The sequence below is a fragment of the Enterobacter sp. RHBSTW-00318 genome, from assembly GCF_014101375.1.
Taxonomy (GTDB): domain Bacteria; phylum Pseudomonadota; class Gammaproteobacteria; order Enterobacterales; family Enterobacteriaceae; genus Enterobacter; species Enterobacter ludwigii.
In genome coordinates, this window is sequence record NZ_JABXQH010000001.1 from 4575149 (window position 1) to 4595585 (window position 20437).

Annotated in this window: 17 protein-coding genes; 10 read left to right on the forward strand and 7 right to left on the reverse strand. The window is 54.3% G+C overall.

Annotated features, from left to right (window positions below):
* The first annotated feature begins 137 nt into the window (after positions 1 to 137).
* Positions 138 to 1607, forward strand: a complete 1470-nt coding sequence (locus tag HV157_RS22530) for an amino acid permease (RefSeq protein WP_020883191.1) — start codon at positions 138 to 140, stop codon at positions 1605 to 1607.
* 53 nt (positions 1608 to 1660) lie between these two features.
* On the opposite strand, the gene HV157_RS22535 is transcribed toward HV157_RS22530, so the two are convergent.
* Both HV157_RS22535 and fghA read right to left on the reverse strand, forming a co-directional pair.
* Entirely contained in the window at positions 1661 to 3646 is a 1986-nt protein-coding gene (locus tag HV157_RS22535; protein ID WP_049023023.1) for a ligand-gated channel protein, read from the reverse strand.
* Positions 3647 to 3895: 249 nt separating this feature from the next.
* On the reverse strand, positions 3896 to 4732 hold the full coding sequence (gene fghA, locus HV157_RS22540) for an S-formylglutathione hydrolase (protein ID WP_014170912.1): 837 nt from the start codon (positions 4730 to 4732) through the stop codon (positions 3896 to 3898).
* 138 nt (positions 4733 to 4870) lie between these two features.
* On the opposite strand from fghA, the gene HV157_RS22545 reads away from it, so the two are divergent.
* From HV157_RS22545 to mglC, 7 genes are all read left to right on the forward strand, one after another.
* Positions 4871 to 6019 (forward strand): YbfB/YjiJ family MFS transporter, encoded by a 1149-nt coding sequence (locus HV157_RS22545; protein WP_032678574.1) that lies wholly within the window; start codon positions 4871 to 4873, stop codon positions 6017 to 6019.
* A gap of 102 nt (positions 6020 to 6121) precedes the next feature.
* A complete protein-coding gene (gene folE, locus HV157_RS22550) occupies positions 6122 to 6790 on the forward strand; it encodes a GTP cyclohydrolase I FolE (protein ID WP_020883194.1) in 669 nt (222 codons plus the stop codon).
* Positions 6791 to 6808: 18 nt separating this feature from the next.
* Positions 6809 to 7966, forward strand: coding sequence for a DUF418 domain-containing protein YeiB (gene yeiB / locus HV157_RS22555; protein ID WP_014170909.1), 1158 nt, complete (start codon positions 6809 to 6811; stop codon positions 7964 to 7966).
* 155 nt (positions 7967 to 8121) lie between these two features.
* Positions 8122 to 9144: an HTH-type transcriptional regulator GalS gene (gene galS / locus HV157_RS22560; protein ID WP_020883196.1), complete on the forward strand. Its 1023-nt coding sequence runs from the start codon at positions 8122 to 8124 to the stop codon at positions 9142 to 9144.
* 295 nt (positions 9145 to 9439) lie between these two features.
* Entirely contained in the window at positions 9440 to 10438 is a 999-nt protein-coding gene (mglB, locus tag HV157_RS22565) for a galactose/glucose ABC transporter substrate-binding protein MglB (protein ID WP_014170907.1), read from the forward strand.
* A gap of 79 nt (positions 10439 to 10517) precedes the next feature.
* Positions 10518 to 12038 (forward strand): galactose/methyl galactoside ABC transporter ATP-binding protein MglA, encoded by a 1521-nt coding sequence (gene mglA / locus HV157_RS22570; protein WP_182268947.1) that lies wholly within the window; start codon positions 10518 to 10520, stop codon positions 12036 to 12038.
* Positions 12039 to 12053: 15 nt separating this feature from the next.
* Positions 12054 to 13064, forward strand: coding sequence for a galactose/methyl galactoside ABC transporter permease MglC (mglC, locus tag HV157_RS22575; protein WP_014170905.1), 1011 nt, complete (start codon positions 12054 to 12056; stop codon positions 13062 to 13064).
* Between the two features lie 49 nt (positions 13065 to 13113).
* On the opposite strand, the gene HV157_RS22580 is transcribed toward mglC, so the two are convergent.
* The 5 genes from HV157_RS22580 to HV157_RS22600 form a co-directional block, all read right to left on the reverse strand.
* Positions 13114 to 14502, reverse strand: a complete 1389-nt coding sequence (locus HV157_RS22580) for a glutamine synthetase family protein (RefSeq protein ID WP_182268948.1) — start codon at positions 14500 to 14502, stop codon at positions 13114 to 13116.
* 121 nt (positions 14503 to 14623) lie between these two features.
* Positions 14624 to 15343: an outer membrane permeability protein SanA gene (gene sanA, locus HV157_RS22585; RefSeq protein WP_014170903.1), complete on the reverse strand. Its 720-nt coding sequence runs from the start codon at positions 15341 to 15343 to the stop codon at positions 14624 to 14626.
* A 127-nt stretch (positions 15344 to 15470) separates the two neighbouring features.
* Positions 15471 to 16355 (reverse strand): cytidine deaminase, encoded by an 885-nt coding sequence (gene cdd / locus HV157_RS22590; RefSeq protein WP_020883200.1) that lies wholly within the window; start codon positions 16353 to 16355, stop codon positions 15471 to 15473.
* Positions 16356 to 16484: 129 nt separating this feature from the next.
* Positions 16485 to 17180, reverse strand: a complete 696-nt coding sequence (locus tag HV157_RS22595; RefSeq protein WP_014170901.1) for a CidB/LrgB family autolysis modulator — start codon at positions 17178 to 17180, stop codon at positions 16485 to 16487.
* Positions 17177 to 17575 (reverse strand): CidA/LrgA family protein, encoded by a 399-nt coding sequence (locus tag HV157_RS22600; RefSeq protein ID WP_020883202.1) that lies wholly within the window; start codon positions 17573 to 17575, stop codon positions 17177 to 17179. The genes HV157_RS22595 and HV157_RS22600 overlap by 4 nt, the downstream gene beginning before the upstream one ends.
* A gap of 194 nt (positions 17576 to 17769) precedes the next feature.
* On the opposite strand from HV157_RS22600, the gene dusC reads away from it, so the two are divergent.
* Positions 17770 to 18702, forward strand: a complete 933-nt coding sequence (dusC, locus tag HV157_RS22605; protein ID WP_047355772.1) for a tRNA dihydrouridine(16) synthase DusC — start codon at positions 17770 to 17772, stop codon at positions 18700 to 18702.
* A gap of 321 nt (positions 18703 to 19023) precedes the next feature.
* Positions 19024 to 20433: a multidrug resistance outer membrane protein MdtQ gene (gene mdtQ, locus HV157_RS22610; protein ID WP_151887816.1), complete on the forward strand. Its 1410-nt coding sequence runs from the start codon at positions 19024 to 19026 to the stop codon at positions 20431 to 20433.
* Positions 20434 to 20437: the final 4 nt, after the last annotated feature.

Sequence of the window (20437 nt, forward strand, 5' to 3'; positions counted from 1 at the left end):
GGGAGATGCAGATGCGTGCTTTACTTATAATCCTGGCCGAGTCATGAAGCTCTCTTATAACTGAGCATTTCTGCCGGAAGGAACGCGTATCGTCTGCTACAATCGCGCCTCATTTGTTGAAGGGACAGCATTTTCACATGGTTTCAGAAATTAAAACCACAGAAGCGCCCGCGCTACGTCGCGAACTTAAGGCGCGTCACCTGACGATGATCGCTATCGGCGGTTCAATCGGTACAGGTCTTTTTGTTGCCTCTGGCGCAACAATTTCGGCAGCCGGCCCGGGTGGGGCACTTTTCTCTTATATCCTGATTGGCCTGATGGTGTACTTCCTGATGACCAGTCTGGGCGAACTGGCGGCGTACATGCCGGTATCCGGTTCGTTTTCGACCTACGGTCAAAAATACGTTGAAGAAGGCTTCGGCTTCGCGCTGGGCTGGAACTACTGGTACAACTGGGCCGTTACTATCGCCGTTGACCTGGTCGCCGCACAGCTGGTGATGAACTGGTGGTTCCCGGACACGCCAGGCTGGATCTGGAGTGCGCTGTTCCTGGCGGTGATCTTCCTGCTCAACTACATCTCCGTGCGTGGTTTTGGCGAAGCGGAATACTGGTTCTCTTTGATTAAAGTGGCAACCGTCATCATCTTTATCGTCGTCGGTGTGGCGATGATCGTTGGTATTTTCAAAGGCGCTCAACCTGCAGGATGGAGTAACTGGAGCATTGGCGATGCGCCATTTGCGGGTGGATTCTCGGCCATGATTGGCGTGGCGATGATTGTCGGCTTCTCCTTCCAGGGAACCGAGCTGATCGGGATTGCTGCCGGTGAATCCGAGAACCCGGAGAAGAACATTCCACGCGCGGTGCGTCAGGTATTCTGGCGTATCCTGCTGTTCTATGTGTTTGCGATTTTGATTATCAGCCTGATCATTCCTTACACCGATCCAAGCCTGCTGCGCAATGATGTGAAAGACATCAGCGTTAGCCCGTTCACGCTGGTCTTCCAGCATGCCGGTCTGCTCTCCGCCGCGGCGGTGATGAACGCCGTTATCCTGACCGCCGTGCTCTCAGCGGGTAACTCCGGCATGTACGCGTCTACCCGTATGCTCTATACCCTGGCATGCGACGGCAAAGCGCCACGCATCTTTTCTAAGCTGTCCCGTGGCGGCGTACCGCGTAACGCCCTGTATGCCACAACGGTGATTGCCGGTCTGTGCTTCCTGACCTCCATGTTTGGCAACCAGACGGTGTACCTGTGGCTGCTCAATACGTCCGGTATGACGGGCTTTATCGCCTGGCTCGGGATTGCTATCAGCCACTATCGCTTCCGTCGCGGTTACGTTATGCAAGGTCATGACATCAATGACCTGCCGTATCGCTCAGGGTTCTTCCCGCTGGGGCCTATTTTCGCCTTCATTCTGTGCCTGATTATTACGCTGGGACAGAACTATGAAGCGTTCCTTGCGGACCGTATCGACTGGGGTGGTGTAACGGCGACCTACATCGGTATTCCGCTGTTCCTGATAATCTGGTTTGGTTACAAACTGACGAAGGGGACGCGCTTTGTTCGCTACAGTGAAATGGAATTCCCGGGACGCGTAAAACAATAACCGCACTTCCTCTCTTTTAGCCCGCTCGGTTGAGCGGGCTTTTTTATTGGCGATCAGAAGCTGTAGGTCATGCCGACAGTGTAACGGCGGCCATCAAGTACGGTATCGTAAGTCTCGTAATCAATCTGTTTATCCAGCACGTTATACACGCCTGCGGTTACCAGCAGGTTCTTATTGGCGTTATAGCGCAGACCCACATCAACCTGCGTGTAAGACGGGCTGCCCTGTGACATTGAGGTTCGGCTGAGATACTCAGAAGATTTGCCGCGGAAGTTCAGGCGGCTCCAGAAGCCCACATCCTGCGTAGCCTGCCAGTCCACCGTGGTGTTGAACATATGCTTAGGCATTTTATTCAGCGGCTTACCGGAGAACTGACCGCTCTTCTGCTCGGATTCGGTATAGGTGTAGTTAGCCGTCCAGTTAACATCACGGGTGATTTTCCAGCCGAAAGTGGATTCCACACCGCGCATGTTGGCTTTGTCGACGTTGACCCGGTCGCTGACAAAATCGTAGGCATGACCGCCAATCGTACAGGCAGGGTCGGCACTGCTGTTACAGCGACGTACTTCAGTGATTTTGTTTTTGAAGTCGGTATTGAACAGCGTAACGCCGGCGTTAAGACTGTCATTGTTATCCCAGAGCAGGGCGATCTCTTCGCTCAGGCTCTTCTCCGGCTTGAGGTCCGGGTTACCCACGATCATGCCATCCAGCCGACCGCCGCCCGTTGCCTGACCCCAGTTGGCGGAGGACTGACGCAGATCCGGTGCACGGTAGCCGGCAGAAACGCCCCCTTTTAACGTCCACTGTTCTGCAAGGTGCCACACCCCATAACCGCGAGGCGTCCAGTTGGTGCCATAGTTCTGGTCTTTATCCATACGCAGACCACCGGTCGCCGTGAAGCTATCGGTCATCGCCCACTCATCTTCAGCAAACAGCGCCCAGCTCCAGCGCGTCAGTTTGTTGAGCCCGTCCGCCGCCTCAAGCTGGTTACCGTTGTCACGCAGCTTCTCATAGCGATATTGACCGCCGAGGGTCAGGGTATGGTCGCCGAGGAAGATCTGGTTCTGGTTGTTGAAAGTGGTGTTATACGAACGCATTTTGCGAACCGGGTTATTGGTCTCTTCCTGCTGGATGTAGCTGGTAGTGTTGAAGTCGCTGTAGTAACCGCTGTGGGTAAGGGAATAGGTCGTATGTTCGTAGCGGGTTTCGCTTTTGCTGTTTGGCGTGCAGGTTGCCCCGCGGCAGGTTTCAGTCGCTTTCGACTTGCCCGGCGTGCTGTTTCGGTCCTGAAGTTCGCGGGCAAAATCGAGGTCAAAATCGTTCTGCTCGTCCGGGGTAAAGTTCAGCGTGATCCCGCCGTTACGCATTTTCTGCTCATTGAAACCGTTCAGGATCTGATCTTCCGCGCGACGTGAGAGCAGGCCTGTCACTTTTGCACCGAGCAGTCCGTCAATTAACGGGCCGGAAGCGTAGGCGTTGGTCTGGAAGATATCCCCGGAATCATGGTTCTCCTGGAACGTGGCATCGCCGTGTAACGATCCGGTCCAGGCTTTGGTATTCGAGACTTTTTTGGTAATGATGTTGATTACGCCGCCCATTGCATCTGAGCCATAGAGCGATGACATGGGCCCGCGGATCACTTCGATGCGCTCGATAGACTCCAGCGGCGGTAGCCAGCCTTGCTCAATGCCCGAGTTATCGCTGTTCGGGCGCGTGCTGCGCGTGCTGACGCGCTTGCCATTGACCAGGAACAAGGTGTACTGGGACGCCATGCCGCGAATGCTGATATCGCTGCTGCTTCCGCCGCCCGTGACGACGACGCCCGGGACATCTTTTAGCGCATCGGTCACATCGCGGTAAGCCTTGTCTTCAATCTGCTGCTTTGAAATGACGGAGATAGAGGCTGGGGCATTCTGGATTTTTTGCTCAAAACCCGTGGCGGTCACCACCACGGTATCCGGGTCGGCTGCGTGAGCAAGTGGGGAGAGCATGGCGGCGCTGATGGCAACAGCCAGTAACGTAACGCGTGGTATTGTCATTTGAACATTCCATATCAAAAAGAAAAACACTCCATCGGGTAACCCTGAGAACTGTATGTATTTGTCTTGTAAGAACTCTTTGTGATGGAGAAGAGCCTGGAATTGTACAAAAGAATGTGAAATTGTAAACACAAATGATAATCGAAATCATTTGTGTTTTGATGTTGGTTGGTGAAACTGGCTTTTATTCAAAGGGATAGGGTTTTGAGGCCCGGCAGACGGAGCGCCACCGGGCAAGAAGGGAGGAACTTACTTAAACAGATGCGCCGCATGGAAGCGGAGATGATCTTCAATAAATGACGCCATAAAGTAATAGCTGTGGTCATACCCTGGCTGGATACGCAGCGTCAGCGGCCAGTCCTTCTGGCGTGCCGCTTCGGCCAGAACCGCAGGTTGAAGCTGACCGGCGAGGAACTGATCCGCATCGCCCTGATCGATCAGCGTCGGGATGGCGTCCCCCGTGTTGCTGGCCAGCATCAGCGCACAGCTGTCCCACGCCTGCCATTTATCTGTGTCACTGCCCAGATAATGGGTGAAGGCTTTCTGACCCCATGGCACCTGAGTGGGGTTCACAATCGGGGCGAATGCCGACACGCTGGTGTATTTTCCCGGATTTTTCAGCGCCATTATCAACGCGCCGTGTCCACCCATGGAGTGTCCGCTAATGGCGCAGCGGTCGCTTACCTCAAATTCGGCCTGAACCAGCGCAGGCAGTTCGTCACGAATGTAATCATACATGCGGTAATGACGTGCCCAGGGCTGCTCTGTCGCGTTCAGGTAGAATCCGGCGCCTTTGCCCAGATCGTACCCGGCATCATCGGCGACATCATCGCCACGCGGGCTGGTATCAGGCATGACCAGCGCAATCCCCAGTTCAGCCGCAATACGCTGCGCGCCCGCTTTGGTGGTGAAGTTTTCGTCGGTACAGGTTAAACCGGACAGCCAGAACAGCACGGGTGGCTTTACGCCCGTTTCAGTTGGCGGCAAAAAAATGCTGAACGTCATGGCACAGTTCAGTACGCTGGAGTCGTGCCGCCAGCGCTGCTGTCGACCTTCAAAACAACGATGCTCTTCGAGCAGTTCCATGCAGGGCTCCTTAATACGAATTGCTATTTACTCGGCCCATAATACAGAGTTTTCATTTACCTGTGAGCAACTTTCACTTTCGCAGGACGGTAAGATGCGGCATCATAAATTAACTTTTCTTTAACAATTGGAGCGATCATGGCGCTGCGTATCGCGCTCAGTGGGTTTGTGGTTCTGGTGGTAGCGATGGGGATAGGGCGCTTTGCTTTTACCCCTCAGGTGCCGCTAATGATTGCCGCCGGGCAACTCACGCTCACCAGCGCGGGCCTGGTGGCGGCGATGAACTATCTGGGCTATCTGGTGGGAGCATGGGATGCAATGCGTGCGCACCGCTTCGTTGAAACACGCCTCTGGTTGGGTATTTTTGGTGCAGTTGCGCTGACGCTGCTTTCCGCTGCGGCCGATAACGCCGTGGTACATGGCCTGCTGCGCTTTGTGATTGGCTGCATGAGTGGCTGGTCGATGGTGCTGATTGCCGCCTGGACCAACGAGCGGCTGGGACAACTGGGGAAACCGGGTCTCAGCGCCGCGGTATTTGCCGGGCCAGGTGCAGGTATTGCGCTCAGCGGGCTGCTTGCCGTCTATATCCAGGCTAAGGCGCTTTCCGCCGGTGCAGCATGGCAAATCTACGGCGTACTGGCGCTGGTGCTTATCGCGCTGGTGGCCCGGTATCTGCCGCGTGCGGGTCAACTTCACCGGCCGGGCAGCGCACCGGAACCGCTCGTCCTGACGAAGAATTTAAAGCGCCTGGTCTGGAGCTACAGCCTGGCCGGGTTTGGCTATATCCTTCCGGCGACCTTTTTATCGCAAATGGCGGCCGTGCGTTTTCCCGGCAGTCTGTTTGCCCAGTTTGTCTGGCCGATATTTGGTATTGCCGCCGTGGCGGGCATTGCGCTCAGCATCGTTTTACGCCACACCTCAACCTCAAACCGCAGGCTGGCTATCGTATTGTGGTTGCAGGGGGCCGGCGTACTGGCAGCCTGGCTGTTGCCGGGGATTGGCGGGTTACTGACCGGCGGCTTGCTCGTTGGGGGCGGGTTCTTGTGTGCCGTTCAGCTCTCTTTACTTTATGGGCGCGAGCTGGCACCAGATCACACGCGCTACATGGCGGGACTGCTTACTACCGGTTATGCCATCGGTCAGTTGATTGGCCCGGTAACGTCGGCGTTATCGACGTGGCTCACGCACCGACTGGAGCCTGCGCTGGGGCTGGCGGGCGTCGCGCTGTTCATCGGCGGCGCACTGGTCTGGGATCGTCAGGCCGAAAGGCAACAGCAATTGCAATAATTATCGTCGTGAATACTGGATTATGTGCGCCGCCTCACGCACAATGAGCGCACACTTTTGCCACAACGAGGGCAAAAGACGCCACACCTGCAGGAGAAAAGAATGCCATCACTCAGTAAAGAAGCAGCCCTGGTTCACGAAGCTCTGGTTGCGCGTGGTCTTGAAACGCCACTGCGTCCACCCGTTCAGGAACTGGACAATGAAACCCGTAAGCATCTGATTGCTGGGCATATGACCGAGATCATGCAACTGCTGAATCTCGATCTGAGCGACGACAGTCTGATGGAGACGCCGCACCGTATCGCAAAAATGTACGTTGACGAAATTTTCTCCGGCCTGGATTACGCCAATTTCCCGAAAATCACCGTCATTGAAAACAAGATGAAGGTGGATGAGATGGTAACGGTACGTGATATCACGTTAACCAGTACCTGCGAACACCACTTCGTGACCATCGACGGTAAAGCGACCGTGGCTTATATTCCTAAAGATACGGTGATTGGTCTGTCGAAGATCAACCGCATCGTGCAGTTCTTTGCTCAGCGTCCACAGGTGCAGGAGCGTCTGACGCAGCAGATCCTGACCGCGCTGCAAACGCTGCTGGGCACCAATAACGTGGCAGTATCTATCGACGCCGTTCACTACTGTGTGAAAGCGCGCGGCGTGCGTGATGCCACCAGTGCGACCACCACGACGTCGCTGGGCGGTCTGTTTAAATCCAGCCAGAACACCCGCCAGGAGTTTCTGCGCGCCGTGCGTCACCACAACTAATCTGACAGGGCAGGCTACATGGAGCGAAACGTCACGCTCGATTTTGTTCGAGGCGTCGCCATTCTCGGTATCCTGCTGCTTAACATCAGCGCCTTCGGCTTGCCGAAGGCGGCGTATCTCAATCCTGCGTGGTATGGCGACATCACCCGCAGCGATGCCTGGACGTGGGCCATCCTCGATCTCTTTGCCCAGGTCAAATTCCTCACCCTGTTTGCCCTGCTGTTTGGCGCGGGCCTGCAGTTACTGCTCAGGCGCGGCACGCGCTGGATCCAGTCGCGTCTGACGTTGCTGGTGATCCTCGGCTTTATTCACGGGCTATTCTTCTGGGATGGCGACATTCTTCTCGCCTATGGCTTAGTCGGGCTGATTTGCTGGCGGCTCATTCGCGATGCGCACAGCGTAAAAAGCCTGTTTAACACGGGCGTGATGCTTTACGTCATGGGCCTTGGCGTGCTGTTACTGCTGGGGATAATCTCCGGTGATGCGGCAAACCGTTCATGGATCCCCGATGCCGCCAACCTTCAGTACGAGCAGTACTGGAAGCTGAAAGGAGGCACGGAAGCGATAAGCAACCGTGCGGATATGCTTGGCGATAACCTGCTGGCGCTGGGCGCACAATATGGCTGGCAGCTGGCAGGGATGATGCTGATGGGGGCATCACTGATGCGCACCGGCTGGCTGAAAGGGGAGTTTTCCCTTCGCCACTATCGCCTGACGGGAGCCGGGTTAATTCTTCTCGGCGTGCTGATTAATCTGCCGGCCGTGATCATGCAGTGGCATCTGCACTGGAACTACCGCTGGTGTGCGTTTCTGCTTCAGGTCCCGCGCGAGTTGAGCGCGCCCTTCCAGACGATTGGCTATGCGGCACTCATTTACGGCTTCTGGCCACAAATGTGTCGCGCATGGATTGTCAGTGCCATTGCCTGCGTAGGCCGTATGGCACTCAGCAATTACATTCTGCAGACGCTGATATGCACCACGCTTTTCTATCGGTTTGGCCTGTTTATGAAATTCGACCGGCTTTCGCTGCTGGCGTTTGTTATCCCGGTCTGGATGGTTAACCTGGCGTTTTCTGTTCTCTGGCTACGTTATTTCCGCCAGGGGCCGCTGGAGTGGGTGTGGCGTCAGTTAACCGCACATGCTTCAGGGGTATCATTGAGAAATACATCCAGATAACGATCTGGATCACAATCATTAACAAAACGGATGTAAACGTTTTCATCTGTGTGAGCTTCTTCACGTAGTCCCCTTTCTCTCGCTGCCAAAATAGCCACCTTGCTAAACACAGGGGGTGTCTGTGAGTTGCTGCAATCCTTTGAAGGATGGTGAATATGATCACCATTCGTGACGTCGCCCGTCAGGCGGGTGTTTCCGTGGCTACCGTCTCACGCGTGCTGAACAACAGCGCGCTGGTCAGCCCTGACACCCGCGAAACCGTAATGAAAGCCGTGACCCAGCTGGGTTATCGCCCTAATGCCAATGCGCAGGCGCTAGCCACGCAGGTCAGCGATACCATTGGCGTGGTGGTGATGGATGTCTCTGATGCCTTTTTCGGTGCGCTGGTTAAAGCGGTAGACGTTGTCGCTCAGCAGCATCAGAAATACGTGCTGATTGGCAACAGTTATCACGAGGCTGAAAAAGAGCGTCATGCGATTGAAGTGCTGATCCGCCAGCGTTGTAACGCACTGATTGTGCACTCAAAAGCCTTAAGCGATGACGAAATTTCCGGGTTTATGGAGCAAATCCCGGGCATGGTGCTGATCAACCGTATTGTGCCAGGGTATGCCCACCGCTGCGTCGGGCTGGATAACGTCAGCGGGGCGATGATGGCCACCAAAATGCTCATCAACAACGGGCATCAGCGGATCGGTTTTCTGGCCTCCAGCCATCATATTGAAGATGATGAGCTGCGGCGCGAAGGCTGGCAAAACGCCCTTAAAGAACAGGGTATTACGCCGTCTGAAAGCTGGGTTGGAACCGGAACGCCGGATATGCAGGGCGGGGAGGCGGCGATGGTGGAGTTGCTGGGCCGTAATCTGCAGCTGTCTGCCGTGTTTGCCTATAACGATAACATGGCGGCCGGGGCGCTGACTGCGCTGAAGGATAACGGCATTGCGGTGCCACAGCATTTATCGTTGATTGGTTTTGATGATATTCCCATTGCCCGTTACACCGACCCGCAGCTGACCACCGTGCGTTACCCCATCGCCTCTATGGCCAAACTGGCCACTGAGCTGGCGTTACAGGGGGCGGCAGGGCTGCTGGATCCGGGCGCAACACACTGTTTCATGCCGACTTTAGTGCGTCGACATTCTGTCGCTGCCCGGCAAATTGTGGTTCCGATCACTAACTGATTACATCAGCTGATGTAACCGTTTTCAATCTGTGAGTAAATTCACAGTATCTTAACAAGGCGCTGACTATGATGTCAGCGTTTTAGGGGCTGAAACGCTATGTAACAGTGATTAATCACTTTCACCATAGCCAATGTGCCGCAAACAACGAATAAAACGCATTTCTGGAGCGTTACCGAACACGGAAGACAGAAATTTTATAAGTGAACTTCGGCTGTCAGTAACGTTTTATTAACACCTGCCTGCCGATCGTTATTCACAAGAACTACCCTGCATAAAAAAAACCGGAGATACCATGAATAAGAAGGTGTTGACCCTGTCTGCTGTAATGGCAAGCATGCTTTTTGGTGCAGCAGCGCACGCTGCGGATACCCGTATTGGTGTGACCATCTATAAATACGACGACAACTTCATGTCTGTTGTCCGTAAAGCTATCGAGAAAGATGCTAAAGCAGCGCCAGATGTTCAGCTGCTGATGAATGACTCCCAGAACGACCAGTCCAAACAGAACGACCAGATCGACGTTCTGCTGGCAAAAGGCGTGAAGGCACTGGCCATCAACCTGGTTGACCCCGCTGCGGCAGGCACGGTCATTGAAAAAGCGCGCGGCCAGAATGTGCCGATTGTCTTCTTCAACAAAGAACCTTCCCGTAAAGCGCTGGACAGCTATGACAAAGCGTTTTACGTCGGTACTGACTCCAAAGAGTCCGGCATTATTCAGGGCGATCTGATCGCTAAACACTGGGCGGCGAACCCGAACTGGGACCTGAACAAAGACGGCCAGATCCAGTTCGTACTGCTGAAAGGCGAACCAGGCCATCCGGATGCTGAAGCCCGTACCACTTACGTTATCAAAGAGCTGAATGATAAGGGCCTGAAAACCCAGCAGCTGGCATTAGATACCGCGATGTGGGATACCGCTCAGGCGAAAGATAAGATGGACGCGTGGCTGTCCGGCCCGAACGCTAACAAAATCGAAGTGGTGATTGCCAACAACGATGCGATGGCTATGGGTGCGGTAGAAGCGCTGAAAGCGCACAACAAATCAGCCATTCCTGTGTTCGGTGTGGATGCACTGCCAGAAGCTCTGGCCCTGGTGAAATCCGGTGCAATGGCCGGTACCGTGCTGAACGATGCCAACAACCAGGCTAAAGCAACCTTCGATCTGGCGAAAAACCTGGCCGATGGCAAAGGTGCGGCAGACGGTACGACCTGGAAAATTGAAAACAAAATCGTTCGCGTACCTTACGTCGGCGTAGACCAGTCCAACCTGGCTGAGTTTATCGGTAAATAAGTTATTTGAATTGTCTTCACTGGGCGCAACTTGTTGCGCCCTTTTATAACGCGATATGCGAGGCCAACAAGGTATAATTATGGTCAGCACAAATACTCAGTCATCTGGTGAATACTTGTTGGAAATGAGCGCTATCAACAAGTCATTTCCCGGGGTTAAGGCACTCGATAATGTTAATTTAAAAGTTCGTCCTCACTCTATTCACGCATTAATGGGTGAGAACGGCGCAGGTAAATCAACATTATTAAAATGTCTTTTTGGGATCTATCAAAAAGATTCTGGCAGCATTCTTTTTCAGGGGAAAGAGATCGATTTCCATTCAGCAAAAGAAGCACTGGAAAACGGTATCTCAATGGTTCACCAGGAATTAAACCTGGTGCTGCAGCGTTCTGTTATGGATAACATGTGGTTGGGCCGTTACCCGACCAAAGGTGTCTTTGTCGATCAGGATAAAATGTATCGCGACACCAAAGCGATTTTCGATGAACTGGATATTGATATCGATCCGCGCGCCCGCGTGGGAACGTTGTCCGTGTCTCAAATGCAGATGATCGAAATTGCCAAAGCGTTCTCCTATGATGCGAAAATCGTCATCATGGACGAACCGACATCGTCATTAACGGAAAAAGAGGTTAACCACCTTTTTACCATTATTCGTAAGCTCAAAGACCGCGGCTGCGGCATTGTTTATATCTCTCACAAAATGGAAGAGATCTTCCAGCTGTGTGATGAGATTACCATCCTGCGCGACGGCCAGTGGATTGCCACTCAGCCTCTCGAAGGGCTGGATATGGACAAGATCATCGCCATGATGGTAGGGCGCTCTCTGAACCAGCGCTTCCCGGACAAAGAGAACAAGCCGGGTGAAGTGATCCTTGAGGTTCGCAATCTCACCTCGCTGCGCCAGCCGTCTATTCGCGACGTCTCTTTTGACCTGCATAAGGGCGAAATTCTCGGTATCGCAGGTCTGGTTGGGGCAAAACGTACTGATATTGTCGAAACCCTGTTCGGTATTCGTGAGAAAGCCGCGGGCACCATCACGCTGCACGGTAAGAAAATCAATAACCACAGCGCTAACGAAGCCATTAATAATGGTTTTGCGCTGGTCACGGAAGAGCGTCGTTCGACCGGTATTTATGCGTATCTGGATATTAACTTTAACTCGTTAATTTCCAATATTCGCAACTATAAAAATAAAGTCGGGCTGCTGGATAACTCCCGCATGAAGAGCGATACCCAGTGGGTGATTGACTCCATGCGCGTCAAAACGCCAGGTCACCGCACGCAAATTGGTTCGCTGTCAGGCGGTAACCAGCAGAAGGTCATTATTGGGCGTTGGTTATTAACCCAGCCAGAAATCCTGATGCTGGATGAACCGACCCGCGGTATTGACGTCGGCGCGAAGTTTGAGATTTATCAGCTGATTGCCGAGCTGGCGAAAATGAATAAAGGGATCATTATTATTTCTTCCGAAATGCCGGAATTGTTAGGGATCACAGATCGTATTCTGGTTATGAGCAATGGTCTCGTTGCCGGTATTGTTGACACCAAAACGACAACGCAAAACGAAATTTTGCGTCTTGCGTCTTTGCACCTTTAAGATCAGGGGCTCCTCATGAGTGCGTTAAATAAAAAAAGTTTTCTCACTTACCTGAAAGAAGGCGGTATTTACGTTGTTCTTTTAGTACTGCTGGCTATCATCATTTTCCAGGACCCTACGTTCTTAAGCCTGTTGAACCTCAGTAACATCCTGACCCAGTCCTCCGTGCGTATTATTATCGCGCTGGGCGTGGCGGGACTTATCGTGACGCAGGGGACTGACCTGTCAGCGGGACGTCAGGTTGGCCTCGCGGCGGTTATCGCGGCAACGCTGCTGCAGTCGATGGAAAACGCCAACAAGGTGTTCCCGGAAATGGCGACCATGCCCATTTTCGTGGTGATCCTGATTGTCTGTGCGATCGGCGCAGTGATTGGTCTGATTAACGGCATCATTATCGCTTACCTGAACGTGACGCCATTTATCACCACCTTAGGTACGATGATCATCGTTTACGGTATCAACTCTCTGTACTACGACTTCGTAGGGGCGTCGCCAATCTCTGGCTTCGACAGCGGGTTCTCGACCTTTACGCAAGGGTTTATCGCGCTGGGCAGTTTCCGCCTGTCGTACATTACCTTCTACGCCCTGATTGCCGTCGCTTTTGTCTGGATCCTGTGGAACAAAACCCGCTTCGGTAAAAACATCTTCGCTATCGGCGGTAACCCGGAAGCGGCGAAAGTGTCCGGCGTCAACGTTGCCCTGAACCTGCTGATGATCTACGCCCTGTCAGGTGTGTTCTACGCCTTTGGTGGGATGCTGGAAGCGGGCCGTATCGGCTCTGCAACGAACAACCTGGGCTTCATGTACGAACTGGATGCGATCGCAGCCTGTGTGGTCGGCGGCGTCTCCTTTAGCGGCGGCGTGGGTACCGTGTTCGGCGTGGTAACCGGTGTCATCATCTTTACCGTGATCAACTACGGTCTGACCTACATCGGTGTGAACCCGTACTGGCAGTACATCATCAAAGGCGGCATCATCATCTTTGCGGTCGCCCTGGATTCACTCAAATACGCGCGTAAAAAATAATCGCCTCTGGCATTACCTGGCCCGCTCATCGAGCGGGCTTTTTTGTGCTTCACGCCAGACTCGACTCCTCCCGGGTGACAATGCTCTCGAACCAGTCGAGTTCGGAGAGTTTGCAGGCAACCCACTGTTGAGAAAAAGCCTCTCCCAGGCTGTCGGTAAGATACTGACAGCGTGCAAATGTCTCGATCGCCTCCTGCTGAAACAGCGGCAGATCCGGCCCGTCCTGCTGAGGTTCAGGTAAATCCTGCTCGTCAAAATTTTCCAGCCCGTACAGCATTCCGCTCAGAAGCGTTGCCGCCACCAGATACGGGTTTGCATCAGCCCCGGCCAGCCGGTACTCAATACGCCGGTTATGGTCATCAGAGCAGGGAATACGCAGCGCGGCGGAGCGGGTGTTATAGCCCCAGGAGTTAAATAGCGGTTCCGTGAGGTTTTTACGCAGGCGGCGGAATGCGTTAACGCCAGGGGCGAGAATGGCGAGGGAGGCGGGCATCAGCGCCAGCTGGCCAGCGATGCAGAGGCGCATCATGCTGTTCAGCGCTTCCACCGGAGACGCGAATACGTTTTCGCCATGAATATCGTTCAGGCTGAAATGGAAGTGCAAACCGCTGCCGGACTGCTGGCTGAACGGTTTGGCCATAAAGTTGGCCTGCAGACCCTGTTTCTCCGCAACGTAGCGGGTCAGGCGTCGCAGGGCCAGCACGTTATCGCAGACTTCAACGACGCGATGGCTATGCTTCAGGTTTAACTCGAACTGGCCAGATTCGGCCTCGGCCACGATCCCGGTCAGGGGGATACGCTGCAGGTGCGCCAGCTGCTCCAGCTCGTCAAACAGCGCCGCGTGTGCCGTTGAGGTATCCATATGAAAGCAGCCCTGATTTTGTGGATCCTGCGTGCCGCGTCCGGTCAGGTAAAACTCAATTTCCGGGGCAATCACCGGGAAGAGCCCGTGCTGATGGAAACGAGCCAGAACGTTTTGCAATATCACCCTTGGCTCAAGCGGGCACGGTTTGCCGTCGCTCTCTTTCATGGTCAGCAGGATCTGCGCGTTATGCTGAGGGTCTTGCGAACAGGGGCGTAGGGAACCGCCGACGGGAACGCAGAGCCGGTCGGGCTCATCATCAAGCGGGGCGGCTATTTTGCCTTTATGGTCCATGGAGTAGACGGAGAGGGGGAAGTAACAGCCTTTTTCCAGATTCAGCATGCTTTCCACCGAGAGCCGCTTGCCGCGCATAATGCCATTGATATCGTTCAGGTAAACGTCAATATGTTTTGTCTGCGGGTAACGTTCCAGGTAATCCGCCACTTCCAGCGAGACGTTGTGCTGCATGGCATCAAGTTTGTCATCAAGCCAGAGGCCAGCGTTGAGCGCCGTCGGGAGTGATAAACCCGGGAAGTTAAAATAGGGGCGGATATTTTTCAGGAAAAACGCATTCATTATTGAGTTCATAGTCATTCTTCAATGAAGCCGTAGCGGCAGTGAACTCAGCTTAAAAGGGGCGGCGTAAAGGCGGGATAAAAAGCGTTACGCCCGGTATAAAGAAAGTATAAAGGCGAGGCTATTTTTTCTCTTTTTTCTGCATATCAAGCAGTTGTTCTGGCGTGACGGCCGGGTAGCCCTGCGCATCTTCCGGCACTTCATGCATCGCCGGAATGGGTACCAGCGGGCCTAAAAAGCGCGGTTCACGTTTGAAGATGTACAGATCGGCAAGAGCGCCAAAACGCGCGCCAAACTCACGTACGCGGACGCTCAGCATATCTTTAGGCGACGGCACGGCGTAGCACTGCGCCTGGATACCCATATGCAGTGCGATAAACAGCGCCCGTTCGCAGTGGAAGCGTTGGGTGATGATGATGAAATCGTTGGTGTCGAACACCTTGCGCGTACGCACGATGGAATCCAGAGTACGGAAACCCGCGTAGTCGAGCACGATATCGGCCGGATCGACGCCAGCGGCAATCAGGTCTTTGCGCATGGTGACCGGTTCGTTATAGCTTTGCAGCGCATTATCGCCGCTCAGCAGCAGGTAATTCACTTTGCCGCTGTTATACGCGTTCAGCGCGCCCTGAATGCGGTAACGGTAATACTGATTAATTACCCCGGTGCGGTAATACTTGGCGGTACCCAGCACAACGCCGACCTGACGATAGGGCAGGTCCTGCAGGTCGTCAAAGATATACGGAGCCGTTTTCCAGCTCATCCAGCGATCAAGACCCAGCACGATCAACAGCAGTATGCCGACCAGGACAGACAGGCTGTAAAAAGCGCGCTTTAACATGCAGATGGCTCGTACCGAAGGTGAAATTTAACTCAGGCTACTTTACCCGCCTGGTTAGCGCAAGAAACAGCGAATCAACTGAGGGGTTTTTCAGCAAAGCGGCGGGCATTTCTGCCCGCCGGAGGCATTACGCAAGCAAAACACGGTCAATAGTTGAGCAGCCGAGCGCTTTCAGCGTTGCGGCGGTGGCATCCCACTGGATCAACGGCGCGTCGGCTTTCTCTGCCAGAATAGCGCGCTGAATGTCCGGGTAGTCATAGCCATTGAGGCTCAGCAAATTCAGGGCGCCCTGAAGCGGTGGCAGCGTCGGGTTAAAGGCGGCGTTTTCGGCATAGCTTCCGGTGAAGATGCGACCATCACGACACTGCAGCGCCACACCGCTTGGGGAGTGACTGTATGGCGTGTGGCTCTTGTTCGCCGCGCGAATCGCGGCTTCGCTCAGCGCATCGCCGGAAAGGGCAAAACCGTGATCCTGTTCATCCATCAGCAGCGTTTTGATGTCGAGATCTTTCGGACCAAACGCGTCAGGCAGGTAATCCCCGAGGGTATGTGGCGCACGGCCTGGCAGATTGATGCGTAACTCCAGCCCGCTGTTCAGCTCGTTCATGAACTGGCGGCAGTGGCCGCAAGGGGTGTAGTTAACGGTAATGGCGCTCAGCGCTTGTTCACCGCGCAGCCAGGCGTGGCTGATGGCGCTTTGTTCCGCGTGAACGGTCTGCTGCATGGTCGCGCCCAGGAACTCCATGTTGCCACCGAAGTACCAGGTTCCGCTTACGCCGCGTGCAATCGCACCGACGTTGAAATGAGAGAGATCGGCGCGGGCGCAGGCTGCCGCCAGCGGCAGCAGCGCGAAGGCCAGCGCGTCGTCGTCCAGCCCTGTGGCTTCTTTCAGTGCCGTGACGTGTTCAGCCGTCAGCAGGGCCGGGAAATGCTCATCCGCCAGAATCGGGGCCAGAGCTGATTGCACATTCTCTGCAAGCTGGGCGAAAGCAGCTTGAAAACGTGGATGCATGGCGTTTGCCTCATAAAGGTTAATGGATCGGTAGTTTACGGAGCCGCTGGGGCTTTATATGTGATCCACTTCTCATTATGTATGCAACTTATGAAAACAAAATGAAATTTGCGCGACGCATCGCAAATTTTAACCCATGACCGCCACAATCAGCGGGAAAATAAACGGTGCGAGCAGGGAGGTGATAATCCCGCAGATCACCAGTGCGAGTGAGCTAAACGCCCCTTCCTGATAATCCAGTTCAGCGCAGCGCGCGGTGCCCAGGGCGTGCGACGCGGTACCCATCGCCAGACCTCGTGCCGCTTTGGTGTGGATACGCATCGCATTCAGCAGGGTATGTCCAAAGACCGCGCCGAGGATCCCCACGAATATCACACACATGGCGCTGATGGCCGGAATCCCCCCCAGGCTGCCGCCCACGGCCATCGCAATAGGCGTGGTGACCGACTTAGGCAGAATAGAGGCCGCAATTTGCGGGGACGCGCCCATCAGCAGCGCCACCGAGGTGCCGGTGATCATCGCCACCAGGCTCCCGACAAAACAGATGGTAATGATGGATTTCCAGCGGGCGCGGATCTGGTGCAATTGCTCATATAAAGGAAAGGCGAGCGCCACCACGGCGGGCTGCAGAAGGTCGTTCAAAATTTTGCTGCCGGCAAAGTAGCGTTCATAAGGAATGCCGGTGAGAAGCAGGAACGGGATAATCACCACCATCGCCACCAGCAGCGGATTAAGTAACGGCATTTTGAAACGCGCGGCGAGTTTGCGTGCGGCGAAGAACACTGCCAGCGTTAACGGCAGCGACCACCAGATATTGGCCATCATTGTTTTGTTCCTTTCTGCCCAACCACTTTACGTTCGCCATGCACCAGATGCGAACTCCAGCTTACTACCAGGAAAACCACCAGCGTACTGACCGCGCAGGACACCACAATGGGTCCGAATTGCGCCTGGAGCAAATCAAAATACTGCATAACCCCGACGCCGATAGGCACGAACAGCAGCGCCATATAGCGAATAAGGACAAAGCAGCCAGGGTTAACCCATCTGGCAGGCAAAATTTGCAACGCCAGCAAAACAAAGAGGATCAACATTCCGATGATGCTGCCAGGAATGGTGATGGGAAGCAGGGATGCGATAAAGATTCCGGCATACAGGCAGGCGTAAATCAGGACGAATGCGCGAAGATATTGCCAGATAATGTTCAATGATTTTCTCATGGTGAAAGTCCTTGATGAAACGCATTCATCATACAATTAAACCTAAAAATGTGCCACGGATCACATCATGAATTTTGAGCATACCAGACATTCCGAAATGGAACGTCTGGTATAACCTCACCGGGTTAACCGCCGGGCTTTCCTCATGCCGGGAGAGCGGCTACTATAGCGCGTCTTTTTTCACAGGTACTGCTATGCGTGTTTTACTGGCCCCAATGGAAGGCGTGCTCGACTCTCTCGTGCGCGAGCTTCTGACCGAGGTGAACGACTACGATCTCTGCGTGACGGAGTTTTTGCGCGTGGTCGATATGTTGTTGCCAGTAAAATCATTCTATCGCCTTTGCCCGGAACTGCATCATCAGAGCCGCACCTCTTCCGGCACGCTGGTGCGCATTCAGCTATTGGGTCAGTATCCCGAATGGCTGGCGGAGAACGCGGCCCGTGCCGTAGAGCTTGGTTCCTTTGGGGTTGACCTCAACTGCGGTTGCCCATCAAAACTGGTGAATGGCAGCGGCGGCGGCGCCACCTTGCTGAAAGATCCGGAGCTGATTTACCGTGGCGCAAAAGCCATGCGTGAGGCTGTACCGTCGCATCTGCCGGTGACGGTAAAGGTGCGTCTGGGATGGGACAGCGACGCGCGGCAATTTGAGATTGCCGATGCCGTGCAGCAGGCCGGGGCCACTGAGCTGGTGGTGCATGGCCGCACCAAAGAAGATGGCTATAAAGCCGAACGTATTAACTGGCAGGCGATTGGCGAGATCCGCAAAAGACTCACCATTCCCGTTATTGCCAACGGCGAAATCTGGGATTACGAAAGCGCGCAGGCGTGCCTGAAAGAGACTGGCTGCGATGCGGTGATGATTGGCCGCGGCGCGCTTAACGTACCAAACCTCAGCCGGGTGATTAAATATAACGAACCACGTATGCCGTGGGCTGATGTGGTCACGCTACTGAAAAAGTACAGCCGCCTCGAAAAACAGGGTGATACTGGGTTATATCACGTCGCGCGAATTAAGCAGTGGCTCAGTTATTTACGCAAAGAGTACAGTGAAGCGCTGGAGTTATTTCAGGAGATCCGCACGCTGCAGACTTCCGCTGATATTGCACGGGTGATTCAGTCCAGGTAACGGAATTTGCCCGGCGCTGAGCCGGGCAATGAAATCAGAAAATCATCTTGAATACACCGGTTACCACCAGCAGCCCTATCAGAAATATAATTAAAATAACCCACAGTAATATTTTCATTCGTTTCTCCTGCGTCTGTTTGTCGAAAGTAAGTGTAGCAGTGAATTTATAATGAAGATGAATTCACTCATTTAATTCATTCTTATGATGAATAATTTTCTGAGTATGAAAATGTATGACAAATTGCGGGTTGCCACGCGTTACTAAAAAAAAGAGCGACGTCTGGCGTAAGTTGCGCCTTTATTTTTCGCGTGAATGGCGTAATGAAACCTTTATCTCTGAGTATTCCCCTGGTTTTTATTCTGGTGGCCTGCGCGCCGGAACATGCCTCGGTTTCCCCTGTAAATATGCAATCAACAATGGCTGCGGTGAATACTACGCTGAGCCATACCGCGTGGCCGAAAGATGCATGGTGGAAAACGTATAACGATCCTGAACTCAATTCGCTGATTGCGAAGGCGCTGAACGATGCGCCGGATATGCAAATTGCCCGTCAGCGCATCACGCTGGCGGAAGCGCAGGCAAAAGCCACCCTGGCCGCCGGGGGGCCGGAAATTGATTTCGCAGCGGATGCTGAACGGCAAAAAATGTCGGCCGAAGGGTTGATGGGGCCCTTTGCGATAACCGATCCGGCGGCGGGAACCACCGGACCGTGGTACACCAACGGTACTTTTGGTCTGAGCGCGGGCTGGGATCTCGATTTGTGGGGGAAAAATCGTGCACGGGTTGAAGCCCGAATTGGCCGGGTAAACGCGCAAAAAGCGGAGCTTGAGCAAACCCGACAACTGCTTGCCAGCAGCGTCGCACGTCTTTACTGGGCGTGGCAAACCCAGGCCGCGGTGGGGGATGTCCTCACGGAGATTAAACACCAGCAGGACACGATTATTGCAGCCGACCGCGAACTGTATCAGCATGGGATCACCTCTTCCGTAGAGGGCGTCGAGACCGACATCAACGCCAGCAAAACTGACGAGCAGCTGGCAGAAGTGAACGGAAAAATGAAAGCCATTGAGGCGCGTCTGAGCGCCCTGACGAACACCTCCTCAGTGACGCTTACACACCACGCCTTACCCACAGTAGAAGCCTCGCTCCCGGCCACGCTGGGGTATGAACTGCTGGCACGTCGACCGGATTTGCAGGAGGCTCGCTGGTATATCGAGGCCTCCATGAGTGACGTTGAGGCCGCCAGAGCAGCCTTCTATCCCGATGTGAATCTGATGGCTTTCTTACAGCAGGATGCCCTGCATCTGAGCGATTTGTTCCGCTCTTCTGCGCAGCAGATGGGCGTCACCGCCGGGCTGACGTTGCCCATTTTCGACAGCGGCAGGCTAAACGCCGAGCTGGATATTGCCCAGGCGCAGAACAATCTCTCCGTCGCGCGTTATAACAAAGCGGTGGTGGATGCGGTGAATCAGGTGGCGCGCACGGCCAGCGAAGTCGAAACACTGACCGCAAAAAACCAGCACCAGCAGAGTGTCGAAAAAGAGGCTGCCCGCGTTGTTGCACTGGCTCAGGCCCGCTTTCGCGCCGGCATTATCGCCGGCTCCCGCGTAAGTGAGGCCAGAATACCGGCCCTCAGGGAGCAGCTCACCGGGGTGATGCTCAAAGGCCAGTACGTTGACGCCACGCTGCAGCTGACCTCGGCGCTGGGTGGCGGCTATCATCAGGGCTAAAAAG